Origin of the sequence: Mycobacterium triplex (assembly GCF_000689255.1) — a bacterium.
GTDB classification, from domain to species: Bacteria; Actinomycetota; Actinomycetes; order Mycobacteriales; family Mycobacteriaceae; genus Mycobacterium; species Mycobacterium triplex.
Genome location: NZ_HG964446.1, coordinates 5,496,544 through 5,508,764, shown reverse-complemented (window position 1 = coordinate 5,508,764; position 12,221 = coordinate 5,496,544). Strand labels below are relative to the sequence as shown.

The 12,221-nt window shown below is 64.0% G+C and carries 10 protein-coding genes; 9 read left to right on the top strand and 1 reads right to left on the bottom strand.

Features of this window, described 5'->3' with window-relative positions; all coding sequences use genetic code 11:
• Positions 1-9: 9 nt before the first annotated feature.
• The gene (locus BN973_RS25465) at positions 10-711 is read right to left on the bottom strand and encodes an SDR family NAD(P)-dependent oxidoreductase (RefSeq protein WP_036471484.1); all 702 of its coding nucleotides are present in this window, start codon (positions 709-711) and stop codon (positions 10-12) included.
• Positions 712-1,151: 440 nt separating this feature from the next.
• Here BN973_RS25465 and BN973_RS25460 point away from each other — a divergent pair, with 440 nt between their 5' ends.
• The 9 genes from BN973_RS25460 to BN973_RS25420 all read left to right on the top strand — a co-directional run bounded on the left by BN973_RS25460 (position 1,152) and on the right by BN973_RS25420 (position 12,200).
• Positions 1,152-2,357: a CaiB/BaiF CoA transferase family protein gene (locus tag BN973_RS25460; protein ID WP_036471483.1), complete on the top strand. Its 1,206-nt coding sequence runs from the start codon at positions 1,152-1,154 to the stop codon at positions 2,355-2,357.
• A gap of 355 nt (positions 2,358-2,712) precedes the next feature.
• Positions 2,713-3,531, top strand: a complete 819-nt coding sequence (locus tag BN973_RS25455) for an MlaE family ABC transporter permease (protein ID WP_036471482.1) — start codon at positions 2,713-2,715, stop codon at positions 3,529-3,531.
• A gap of 9 nt (positions 3,532-3,540) precedes the next feature.
• Entirely contained in the window at positions 3,541-4,386 is an 846-nt protein-coding gene (locus BN973_RS25450; RefSeq protein ID WP_036471481.1) for an MlaE family ABC transporter permease, read from the top strand.
• A 36-nt stretch (positions 4,387-4,422) separates the two neighbouring features.
• A complete protein-coding gene (locus tag BN973_RS25445) occupies positions 4,423-5,673 on the top strand; it encodes an MCE family protein (protein WP_407067568.1) in 1,251 nt (416 codons plus the stop codon).
• Positions 5,670-6,692 (top strand): MCE family protein, encoded by a 1,023-nt coding sequence (locus BN973_RS25440; protein WP_036471480.1) that lies wholly within the window; start codon positions 5,670-5,672, stop codon positions 6,690-6,692. Before BN973_RS25445 ends, BN973_RS25440 begins: the two co-directional genes overlap by 4 nt.
• Positions 6,692-7,810, top strand: coding sequence for an MCE family protein (locus tag BN973_RS25435; protein WP_036473060.1), 1,119 nt, complete (start codon positions 6,692-6,694; stop codon positions 7,808-7,810). Before BN973_RS25440 ends, BN973_RS25435 begins: the two co-directional genes overlap by 1 nt.
• Positions 7,807-9,225: an MCE family protein gene (locus tag BN973_RS25430; RefSeq protein ID WP_036471479.1), complete on the top strand. Its 1,419-nt coding sequence runs from the start codon at positions 7,807-7,809 to the stop codon at positions 9,223-9,225. Before BN973_RS25435 ends, BN973_RS25430 begins: the two co-directional genes overlap by 4 nt.
• Complete coding sequence (locus BN973_RS25425; protein WP_036471478.1) at positions 9,222-10,472, top strand: MCE family protein; 1,251 nt, start codon at positions 9,222-9,224, stop codon at positions 10,470-10,472. Before BN973_RS25430 ends, BN973_RS25425 begins: the two co-directional genes overlap by 4 nt.
• Positions 10,473-12,200, top strand: a complete 1,728-nt coding sequence (locus BN973_RS25420; RefSeq protein WP_036471477.1) for an MCE family protein — start codon at positions 10,473-10,475, stop codon at positions 12,198-12,200. It begins immediately after the preceding gene.
• Positions 12,201-12,221 lie beyond the last annotated feature (21 nt).

Here is a 12,221-nt window from a genome sequence, read left to right as displayed (position 1 = left end):
CGACCTCGCTCAGGTGTTTCGGCCGCCATTGACGCCCAATATCTGGCCGGTGATGTAGCCGGCCTCCTCGGATATCAGGAACGCGCACGCGGCCGCGATGTCCTCCGGTTTGCCCATCCGCCGCACTGGGGTACGGGCAATGGTCTCCTCGATATTGCCGAGGAACCCGTTCTTTTCGGCGGCGCGCAGCATCGGGGTGTCGATGAAACCGGGCGGCACCGCGTTGACCGTGATCCCGCTGGGTCCGTACTCGAGGGCCAGCGACTTGGTGAGTCCGTTGACCGCCGACTTGGCCGCGACGTAGTGAGACATATAGGGAGCGCCGGAATGTGTGCTCGACGACGAGATGTTGACGATGCGTCCCCACCCCGCCTCGACCATGTCGGGCAGCACCGCCTGGGTCATGTGGAAGACGCCGTGCAGATTGACGTCGACGACGCGTTGCCAGTCCTCGAACGAGATGTTGCTGAATCGCTTGAATCCGTCCAGGCCCGCGGCGTTGACCAGAATGGCGACCGGTCCCAATTGCGCGCGGATTGCCGACAGCGCGGCGTCCACCTGGGAGCGGTTCGTCACGTCGGCGGTGAAGGACAGTTCGGCGTCCGAGGGCCTCAGGTCGATGGTTGCGACGTCAAGACCGTCGGCGCGCAGCCGATGGGCGACCGCCAGACCGATCCCGGAACCGCCGCCGGTGACCACCGCGGTCTTCACGCCAGTGCCCCGAGGGCAAATGCGGCCGTCTCAGTCACAAAGAATCTCCTTCGCAATTATGAGAACCTTACTCTCGCATCGAAGTGGCGTGCAACATCGCCGCGAAACGCGCTGCTGCCTGGGCCGAGGCTGGTTATGCGCTTCCGTTCCCGGCCCCGCGGCGCTGGTCAGTGACCTTGTCCCATTCCTATGACTTTCTTGAATTCTCGAGATTCGAATGTAAGATTCGCCCGGGAAGAGAATGAAATTTTCGTGACGGTCACCACAAGAGGAGCCGAATGCCAACCCAGGTCACAGTCTCGGACGTCGCGGAAAAGCCAGCTCCTGGGGCCGCCCGCCGACTGCTGATCGATGGCCGGCGGATCGCAGGCGAGAAGGCGTTCCCCTCGATCCATCCCACCCACTCGGGAGGTCATCGGCTCGATGAGGGGCGGCAATAGATGAGGCCGTTAGACGGCATTCGCGTGCTGGAAGTGGCCATGTACGGGTTCGTCCCGTCGGCGGGCGCGGTGTTGGCCGAATGGGGCGCAGACGTGGTCAAAGTCGAGCACGCGGTGACCGGCGACCCCCAGCGTGGACTTCGGCAGACCGGCATGCTGCGCGTCGACGGTGATCCGAATCCCAACATCGAGCACGCCAACCGCGGCAAGCGCAGCGTCGGACTCGACATGTCGGTTCCCGAGGGCAAGGAAGTTCTCTACGAGTTGGCCCGGCGCTCGGACGTGTTCTTGACGAGCTTCCTGCCCGGTGCCCGGCAGAAGTTCGGCATCGATGTCGACGACATCCGCGCGGTGAACCCGTCGATCATCTACGCGCGCGGCAGCGCGCTCGGACCCCGCGGGGAAGAGGCGACCAAGGGCGGTTACGACATGACCGCCTTCTGGTGCCGGGCCGGCACGGCCGCCACCATCACTCCGGCGGGGATGCCCGGCATGATCGCGCCACCGGGACCTGCCTACGGCGACACCATCTCGGGGACCAATCTGGCGGGCGGCATCGCGGCGGCGTTGCTCAAGCGCGAGCGTACCGGCGAACCGTCGATCGTCGACGTGTCATTGCTCGGCAGCGGGCTGTGGTCGATGGGTCACACCGTCGCGTTGACCAAGCACCTGAACCAACGGCTGGAGGCACCGCCACCGGGTGTGCACGGCGCGCCCAACAACCCGTTGGTAGGGCTGTACACGACATCGGACGGCCGCTACATCTCCTTCGTGATGATGCAGCCGACAAAGTTTTGGGCCGATGTGTGCCGGCACGTTGACCTGCCCGAGCTGGCCGACGATCCGCGTTTTTCCACCATCGAGCAGATCACCGCGAATACGGCAGAAGCCGTTGAGATCTTGACGAAGGTGATCGCAACCCGCACTCTTGCCGAGTGGAGCGAGCGCTTTGCCACGTTGGCCGGGCCATGGGCCCCGGTGCAGGACACACTGCAAGCCGTCGATGACACCCAAATCCGCGCCAACGAATACGTTGTCCGGGCAGGCGAACTCGAGCTGGTCGCCAACCCGGTTCAGTTCGACGTCACCGCACCGCAAACCGGGCCCGCGCCCGGATTTGCCGAACAAACCGACGAGATACTGCAGGAATTGGGACTCGACTGGGACCGCATTATCGAACTCAAGACGGCCGGCGCCGTCACCTAAACCCCTCACTCAAGAAGCGGAGCAGCCCTCAATTGTCCAAGCCGAACGTTTCCTGCATGCCGACCCGCCCACCCCATCCGGGTGCGGCGGCTCCGCGGCGTTCGATAACGGTTGCGCGTTTTTTGCTCCGCGTGGACGTGGCATGAGTCACAATGGCCGGACGCTTTCTCACGCGACAGAACGGAGGCCTGGCGTGAGGTTGGTAGCGGCTGCGTCATCGGAGACCGATGCCGGGATCCGGCTGCCCAGTAGGCATCTCGCCAGCGGCGGCAAGCTTTCGCTCCAACCGAATCTATCGCAGCTATTGCGCAAGAACAAGACTGACAGTCTCGTAGCTTGGGAAGGGCTGTCGTAGATGGCAACTAAGGGCGCTGACCACTGGTCGACGGGATTGCCTGCGCTGAAACTGAAATGGGACATTTCCGGGCCCATGCAGGCTGTCGGGGCCTTGTTCGCAATGTCGGCCGACGCGGTCAAGTTCGTGTTCCGCCGGCCTTTCCAGTGGCGGGAGTTTTTGGAGCAGTCCTGGTTTGTCGCGCGAGTGTCGCTGGCTCCCACCTTGCTGGTCGCGATTCCGTTTACCGTGCTCGTCAGCTTCACGCTCAACATCTTGTTGCGTGAACTGGGTGCGGCGGATCTCTCCGGTGCCGGTGCGGCGTTCGGGGCGGTCACCCAGCTCGGCCCACTGGTCACGGTTTTGATCGTGGCGGGCGCGGGTGCCACGGCGATGTGTGCCGACCTGGGATCGCGAACGATTCGCGAAGAAATCGACGCGATGGAAGTGCTGGGCATCAACCCGATCCAGCGGTTGGTCACCCCGCGCATGCTGGCGTCCGGGTTGGTGGCCTTTCTGCTCAACAGCCTCGTCGTCATCATCGGCGTCCTTGGCGGCTACGTCTTTTCGGTATTTGTCCAAGACGTCAACCCCGGCGCGTTCGCCGCGGGTATCACCTTGCTCACCGGCGTGCCCGAGGTGGTCATCTCGTGTGTCAAGGCAGCCCTTTTCGGCCTCATCGCCGGTTTGGTCGCCTGCTATCGAGGCCTGTCGATCACCGGCGGGGGCGCCAAAGCCGTTGGCAACGCGGTGAACGAAACCGTGGTCTATGCCTTCATGTCCCTGTTCGTCGTCAACGTGGTTGTCACCGCGATCGGCATCAAGATGACGGCGAAGTAGGGACTGCCAATGGCACTGAGGGCTGCATATCCGCGATTGGTCCGCCAATTCGAGCGGCCGGTCGCCTCGTTGGGCCGGATCGGCGACCACACGCTGTTTTACGGCAGAGCGCTCGCCGGGGTGCCCTTCGCGGCTACGCACTACCGGCGCGAGGTCATCCGGTTGATCGCCGAGATCAGCATGGGCGCTGGCACTTTGGCGATGATTGGCGGGACCGTCGTCATCGTCGGCTTCCTGACGCTGGCGGCCGGCGGCACGCTGGCCATTCAGGGGTACACGTCGCTGGGCAATATCGGCATCGAAGCGCTGACGGGCTTCCTGTCCGCGTTCATCAATGTGCGCATCGCGGCGCCGGTGGTCGCCGGCATCGGTCTGGCGGCCACCTTCGGCGCCGGGGTGACTGCTCAGCTCGGTGCCATGCGGATCAACGAAGAAGTCGATGCGTTGGAGGCCATGGCGATTCGGCCGATCGCGTATTTGGTGAGCACCAGAATCATGGCGGGAATGATGGCGATCACGCCGTTGTACAGCGTCGCCGTGATCCTGTCGTTCCTGGCCAGCCAGTTCACCACGACGTTCCTGCTCGGACAGTCGCAGGGTTTGTACCAGCACTACTTCAACACGTTCCTGAACCCGATCGACCTGTTGTGGTCGTTCCTGCAGGCCATCCTGATGGCGCTCACCATCCTGCTGATCCACACCTATTACGGCTATTTCGCATCGGGGGGCCCTGCCGGCGTCGGCAACGCGACCGGTAACGCGGTGCGCACCTCGCTCATCGTCGTGGTGTCGGTAACGCTGCTGGTTTCGCTGTCTATTTACGGTACTAACGGCAACTTCAACCTGTCCGGTTAGGAGGCAGACGTGACAGACAAATTCGGGCCGGGACCCATAGACCGGTCTGAAGCCGCCAGTAGCGCGTCTCCTGTGGCCGCGTCCCCCGGGCGCAACTTCGGTGCCCAGTCTTACGCGCGCCCGCTGGCGGGTCTGGCCACCGTCGTCATCGTCGCCGTCATCTTCGCCCTGGCGGTGGGCCTGTTTCAGGGCTCTTTTACCGAATCCGTGCCGGTGACCGTGATTTCGCAACGCGCCGGCCTGGTCATGAATCCGGACGCCAAGGTCAAGATGCGCGGCGTGCAGGTGGGTAAGGTGGCCTCGATCGACTCGCTGCCCAACGGCCAAGCGGCGATTCACTTGGCGATGGACCCGTCGCAGCTGCACTTCATTCCCAGCAACGTGCTGGTGGACATCGCGTCATCGACGGTGTTCGGCGCGAAGTCCATCCTGCTGGTAGAGCCTGCCCAACCCTCGACGCAGCGGCTGCACAGTGGCCAGACGCTGCAGGGCCAGCACGTGATGGTCGAAATCAACACGGTGTTCCAGCAATTGGTGTCGGTCCTGTCCCAGATCGACCCGCCGAAGCTCAACGAGTCATTGGGTGCGCTGGCACAAGCGTTCAGTGGGAGGGGCGCCAAGCTTGGCCAATCCCTGAGCGACCTGGATTCGTTTCTTGCCAGGCTGGAACCGAGCCTTCCCGCATTGCGCCGCGACCTCGCGGTCTTACCGGTGGTGTCCAACGCTTACGCCGACGCGGCCCCGGATCTGGTGAAGACCGCATCGAACGCGTCCCGGATCAGCAAGACGATCGTCGATGAGCAGCGCAATCTGGACGCGCTGCTGATCAGCGCGATCGGGTTGGCCGATATCGGCAATGACGTGTTGTCGACGAACCGCCAACCGCTGACGGATGTGATGCATCTGCTGGCGCCGACCACCGATTTGCTCAACGAGTACCACGAGGCGCTCACCTGTAGCTTCGGGGGGCTCATTCAGATCGGGCACGGTGCGCCACTGTCGGAACCGAGCATCAACATCTCGGCGAGCCTGACGTTGGGCGCCGAACGTTATCGGTATCCGACGAACCTGCCCAAGGTTGCGGCGACGGGCGGCCCGCAGTGCGTGGGTCTGCCGAAGCTGCCGTTCAACACGAACCCACCGCAATTGATCACCGATATCGGCGCCAACCCCGTCGTGTACGGAAACCAACAGACGTTGCTCAACTCCGATTTGCTCAAACAGCTGTTGTACGGGCCGATCGCCGGTCCACCACGCAACCCCGCTCAGATCGGACAACCCGGATGAGACTGCGCCCCACACTGATCAGGTTCGGGATCTTCGCGGTCGTGATGGCGATCCTCACCTCGTTCCTGTTCTTCATCTTCGGCCAGTACCGGACCGGTGCGACGAACGGGTATTCGGCCGTGTTCACCGACGTCTCGCGTCTCAAGCCCGGGCAGTCGGTTCGGGTCGCCGGGATCCGGGTGGGCACGGTCAACAGCGTTTCGCTGCAGCCGGACAAGAAGGTTGTGGTGAAGTTCGACGCCGACCGCAACATTGTCCTCACCGAGGGCACCAGGGCGGCCGTCCGCTACCTCAACCTGGTCGGTGATCGCTATCTCGAACTCATCGAAGGTCCGGGCTCGCCCAAGCGGCTGGCGGCCGGCGGTCAGATTCCCGTCAACCGCACCGCGCCGGCGCTTGACCTCGATCTGCTGCTCGGCGGACTGAAACCCGTTACCCAGGGCCTGAATGCGCGCGACGTCAACGCGCTGACCTCCGCATTGCTACAGGTCTTCCAGGGCCAAGGCGGGACCCTCGAGTCGTTGTTCGCCAAGACGACGTCGTTCTCGAATGCCTTGGCCGACAACGATCAAACCGTGCAGCAACTGATCGACAACCTCAACATCGTGGTCGGCACCGTTTCCAAGGACGGCAAGCAGTTCTCCGGCGCGGTCGATCGCCTCGAGCAGCTCATCAGCGGGCTGTCGGACGACCGCAACACCATCGGGTCCGCCATCGAAGCCCTGGACCGGGGAACGGCCTCGCTGGCAGATCTGCTGTCGAGCGCGCGGCCGCCGCTGTCGGGCACCATTGCGCAGTTGAATCGGCTGGCTCCGATACTCGATGGAGACAAGGACCGCCTCGATGCGGCAATCCAGAAGGCGCCCAAGAACTACCGCAAGCTGGTCCGGCTCGGCGTGGCCGGCGCAACCATCCCTTACTACCTCTGCCAGCTAGAGCTCCGCGGCACGGATCTTCAAGGCAAGACGGTGCACGCCAATGTCTTTAGGTCAGATGCGGGAAGGTGCACGGAACCCTGATGCTCAAGTATCGCGGAGGCGGCCGGGTAAAGGCCGGATTCATCGGCGTCGTCTTGGCGGTGCTGGTCATCCTGGTGGGCCTGTCGCCCGACCGGTTCATTTCATGGGCGACGATGGTCCGCTATCAGGCGCTGTTTACCGAAGCCGGCGGCATTGCGGTTGGCAACCCCGTCATCGTCTCGGGAATAAAGGTCGGCACCGTCTCGGACGTGGCGCTGCAGCACGGCGACGCGCTGGTGACGTTCACGACGAAGGGCAGCGTCGTGCTGGGGTCGGAGACCACCGCGCACATCCGCACCGGCTCGCTGCTGGGCGAACGGATGCTGACCTTGGAGTCCGCCGGTAGCGGGACGATGCACCCGCTGACTCTTATTCCCGTCTCGCGCACCTCCTCGCCGTATTCGCTGACGGAAGCGGTCAGCGACTTGACGACGGACACCGCGGGAACCAACACCACCGCGCTCAATCAGTCGTTGGACACGCTGTCGGCGACGCTCGACCAGCTCGCACCCCAAATGGGGCCGGCCTTCGACGCACTCACCCGGCTATCCCGCACTCTCAACAGTCGCAACAAGAACCTGGGCGAGCTCTTCAAGAGTGCCGCCGACGTCACCAACGTTCTTTCCGAACGCAGCCAGCAGGTCAACAAACTCATCCTCAACTCCGACTCGCTGCTCCAAGTCCTGGTGGCGCGGCGACAAGAGATCGTGGACCTGTTGGCCAACACATCGGTGGTGGCCAAGCAGCTGACGGCGCTGGTGCACGAAAACGAAAGCACCTTGGCGCCGACGCTGGAGAGACTCAACAGGGTGACCGCCGTACTGGAGAAGAACCGCGACAACATCGCCAAGGCGCTGCCGGGTCTTGCCAAATTCGAGATCACGGTCGGAGAGGGCATCGCCAGCATGTATGCCTACTCGGCGTTCGTCCCGAACTTCCTTGCCCCGCAGATCTTCCAGCCGTTCTTCGACTATCTCTGGGGATTCCGCACGTTCGACACTTCTCGCGGTCCCGGCTTCCCGTCGCCGGTACCCCGGTCGCTGGTTCCCTTCCCGTACAACGCAATTCCGATGTGCCCCGGCTGTACGTTGGGCGGACGGATCGGCGGATCACAATGACCATCCCACGCAAGAGGCTGGCGGCCATCGCGTCGGTCGTCCTGGTCGTGCTGATTCTCGCCGGCGCTGCCGTGCTCGTCCGCAGTACGTTCTTCGGCCCGAAGACGATCACGGCGTACTTCACCACCGCCACCGCGATCTATCCCAACGACGAGGTGCGGGTATCCGGTGTCAAAGTCGGCAACATCGAATCCATTACGCCGCAGGGTACGCAGGCGAAGATGACCCTCAAGGTCGATCGCGACGTGCCCATTCCGGCGGACGCGAAGGCGGTAGTCGTCGCCCCGAACTTGGTGGCTGCCCGCTACGTACAGCTCTCACCGGCCTATCGCGACCGTGGGCCGGTCATGCGCGATGGCGCCGTCATACCGGTCGAACGGACCGCGGTGCCGGTCGAGTGGGATGAGGTCAAGACTCAGTTGATGCGGCTCGCAACGGATTTGGGACCCAAGAGTGGGGTGTCGGGCACATCCGTAGGCCGTTTCATCGACAGCGCCGCCAACGCTCTCGAGGGTAACGGCGACAAGCTGCGGCAGACACTCGGGCAATTGTCAGGTGTGGCCCGGATCCTGGCCAACGGCAGCGGCAACATCGTCGACATCATCAAGAACCTGCAGACCTTCGTCGGAGCGCTGCGGGACAGCAACGTTCAGATCGTGCAGTTCAACAACCGCCTGGCCACGCTCACCAGCGTGGTCAACGACAGCAAATCCGACCTCGACGCGGCGCTGACAGATCTGTCGACGGCGGTCGGTGAGGTGCAGCGATTCATCGCCGGCAGTCGCAACCAGACCAGCGAACAGATCGCCAGGCTGGCCGACGTCACCCAGAACCTGGTCGATCACCACATGGCCCTGGAAAACATTTTGCATGGCGCGCCGAATGCGCTCGGCAACTTCTTCAACGACTACAACGCCGACACCGGAACCATCGTCGGAGGGTTCGGACTGATGAACTTCGCGAATCCCACCTGGGGCGGTCAGCTTCTGCTGTCGGCTCCGGGCTGCGACCAAATCGGCGCCATCGAGAACGTCACCGCGGTCGAATCGGGCAAGCTGTGCGCCCTGTTCATCGGTCCCGGACTGCGGCTGCTCAACTTCAACAACTCGCCACTGCCCATCAACTTCATTCTGCAGAAGTCCATCGACCCGTCCAAGATCCTCTACACCGAACCGCGCCTGGCGCCCGGGGGCGAGGGCCCGAAACCCGGACCACCCGAGATCCCGCCCGCGGTGTCGGCCTACACCGGGCTGCCGGGTGATCCGGTGGGACCGCCGGGGGCGGTGCCCCCGGAGCGGATACCGGGCGCGGCGATGCCGCTGCCGCCGCCGCCGACGACTCCGATGCCACCACCACCGCCGCCGGCGGCGAGTGTGTCGGACATGTTGCTGCCAGGCGAAGGGCCACAACAGTGATCGGCTCGGTTGCGGTGCGGCGGGTGTTCGCCGTGGGCTGTTGTGTGGTGTTGTCGGTGTCGGGGTGTGCGTTCCACGGCCTGAATTCGTTGCCGTTGCCCGGTGCGGTGGGGCGTGGGCCGGGGGCGAATATCTATCACGTCGAGTTGCCGAATGTTGGGACGATGGAGTCGAATTCACCGGTGATGGTCGACGACGTCGTGGTCGGCAGTGTCGGTGAGATGCGGGTGCAGGGCTGGCATGCCGACGTCGAGATCTCGGTCAAGCGCGATGTCGTCGTGCCGGCCAATGTGGTGGCCACCGTCGGTCAGACCAGCCTGCTGGGCTCGATGCATGTGGAGCTCAATACGCCGCTGGGCCAGTCGGGCAGCGGTCGGCTGCAGCCCGGGGCCACGATTCCGTTGAGCCGGTCGACGGCGTATCCGTCGACCGAGCAGACGTTGTCGTCGTTGGGCGCGGTCGTCAACGGCGGCGGGCTGGGGCAGATCGGGGAGGTCATCCACAACTTCTCGACCGCGCTGTCGGGGCACGCGGGTGCCGCGCGGGATCTGCTCAACCGCCTGGACACGTTCGTGGGGACGCTGGATCAGCAGCGCGACAACATCGTTGAGTCCATTCAGGCGCTCAACCGGCTGTCGGGCACCTTCGCGGCCCAGCGTGATGTGTTGACCGAGGCGCTGCACAAGATTCCGCCGGCTCTTGAGGTGTTGATCAAGGAGCGCCCGCGATTGACGGAGGCCCTGGATCACCTGCGCGCGTTCAGCAATACCGCGAATCGGTTGGTCAACGACGCCCAGGACGACCTGATTCGGAACCTCAAGAACTTGGAGCCGGCCATCAAGGCGCTCGCCGATGTCGGGCCGGAGTTCGGCATGGCGATCGCGGCGGGTTTCGTGTTCCCGTTCACGCAGAACTTCGTCGACCGCGCCGTGCGCGGCGACTACTTCAACCTGCACGTCGATCTCGACCTGTCGATTCCACGGCTCAAGAAGGGATTGTTGTTGGGAACCCACTGGGGGCAGTTGGACATGCCGGTGGTACCGGAGCCCGGGGATCCGTATCGCATGAATTACACCCTCGATCCGTTGCACAACCCCCTGCGGCCACCGTGGGTCGACCCCAATGCGCTGCCGCTGCCCGCGCCGCCACCGGGATTCGGCCCGCTGCCCGGACCCCCGCCGGCCCAGACGCCCGATGCGGGCCTTGGTGAAGCGCCGGGGCCGGCACCGACGGGAGGTGGCGGATAGATGCTGACGCGTTTTGTTCGGCTGCAGCTGTGGATTTTCACGATCGTCGGAACCCTTGGCGTGATCGCGATGGTCCTCTTCTACATCCAGGCGCCGACCCTGCTGGGCATCGGCCGGATGACGGTGACGCTGGAGCTGCCGGCTACCGGTGGCTTGTATCAGTTTTCGAATGTGACCTATCGGGGAGTTCAGCTCGGCAAGGTCACCTCGGTGGGGTTGACGCCGACCGGTGCGAAAGCGACGCTGTCCCTTAACACTTCGCCCAAGGTCCCCGCGGACCTGACCGCGGAGGTGCTCAGTGTTTCCGCGGTCGGTGAACAGTACGTGGACTTACGGCCCAAGACCGATTCGCCGCCGTACCTGCACGACGGCTCGGTCATCTCCGCGCGTGACACGACGATTCCGCAGGCTGTCGGGCCGATGCTCGAGCAGCTCAACGCCTTGGTCGGCAGCATCCCAAAGACCAAACTCGGCCAATTACTGGACGAGACCTTCCAGGGCTTCAACGGTTCCGGTTACGACCTGGGCTCACTGATCGATTCCTCGGAGACCCTGTCCCGCGACGCCAACGGTGTTGTCGATCGCACCAAGGCTCTCACCGAAGACACTGGGCCACTGCTGGATACGCAAGCAAGCACCACCGATTCGATTCGGACGTGGGCACGTAGCTTCGCCGGGATTTCGGATGTGTTGGTGAACGACGATTCTCACTTCCGCACCATCTTGCGGGACGGTCCCGGCGCTGCGAACGAAGCGTCGCGGCTTCTCGAACAGATCAAACCCACGCTGCCGGTGCTGCTTGCCAACCTGACCACCATCGGGCAGATCGGCGTGACCTATCACCCCTCGATCGAGCAGTTGCTGGTATTGCTGCCGTCGGCGGTTGCCATCGAGCAGGCTGCACAGGGCGAGAACCATCCCGACGGTAAGGCCATGGGCGACTTCGCACTCACGATCGATGACCCGCCCATTTGCACGGTCGGCTTCATGCCACCCAACACGTGGCGATCCCCGGACGACCTCAGCGATATCGACACACCGGACGGGTTGTATTGCAAACTCCCGCAGGATTCACCGTTGGCGGTTCGCGGTGCCCGCAACTATCCCTGCATGGGTCACCCGGGTAAGCGCGCGCCTACAGTCGAAATCTGCAACAGCGACAAGCCGTTCATGCCGCTGGCGATGCGCCAGCACACCCTCGGCCCCTATCCATTGGATCCGAATCTGATCGCCCAGGGCGTCCCGCCGGACGACCGGATTACGGCCGACCAGAGAATCTTTGCCCCGGTCGGGGGAACGCCGTTGCCGCCGGGCGCAGTGCCGCGCGGCGCACCCGCGGGGCCGCGGGGAGACAATCCACCCCCGGGCACGGTCGGAGCCGCGGTACCCCCGGTGCCGTCCTCGGGACCGAGGCTGGCGCCCATTTCGCCCATGTCGGCTGACATTCCGGCGTTTGCGCCACTCGACGTCCCAGCACCGGGAGAGCTTCCCGCGCCACCGCCGCCACCACCGGCCCCCACACCGCCGGATCAGGCCGACGGTGGACAACCCCAGGCTGCGCCAAGTGCGTTCGGGGCCAACGGATCTAAGCCCGCGCCGTCGATCGTGGTGGCAAAGTACGACCCGCACACCGGTCGTTATGTCGGTCCGGACGGGAAGTTGTACGAGCAGTCGGATCTCGCGCCCTCGAAAGCTCCCAAGACGTGGAAGGACATGCTTCCTACCTGAGGCATGTCCTGAAACGCTGTT

Bases quoted from the DNA above. Each gene is read 5' to 3' on its own strand.
- BN973_RS25460 (WP_036471483.1), top strand. From the start codon at position 1,152: ATGAGGCCGTTAGACGGCATTCGCGTGCTGGAAGTGGCCATGTACGGG.
- BN973_RS25455 (WP_036471482.1), top strand. From the start codon at position 2,713: ATGGCAACTAAGGGCGCTGACCACTGGTCGACGGGATTGCCTGCGCTG.
- BN973_RS25450 (WP_036471481.1), top strand. From the start codon at position 3,541: ATGGCACTGAGGGCTGCATATCCGCGATTGGTCCGCCAATTCGAGCGG.
- BN973_RS25440 (WP_036471480.1), top strand. From the start codon at position 5,670: ATGAGACTGCGCCCCACACTGATCAGGTTCGGGATCTTCGCGGTCGTG.
- BN973_RS25435 (WP_036473060.1), top strand. From the start codon at position 6,692: ATGCTCAAGTATCGCGGAGGCGGCCGGGTAAAGGCCGGATTCATCGGC.
- BN973_RS25430 (WP_036471479.1), top strand. From the start codon at position 7,807: ATGACCATCCCACGCAAGAGGCTGGCGGCCATCGCGTCGGTCGTCCTG.
- BN973_RS25420 (WP_036471477.1), top strand. From the start codon at position 10,473: ATGCTGACGCGTTTTGTTCGGCTGCAGCTGTGGATTTTCACGATCGTC.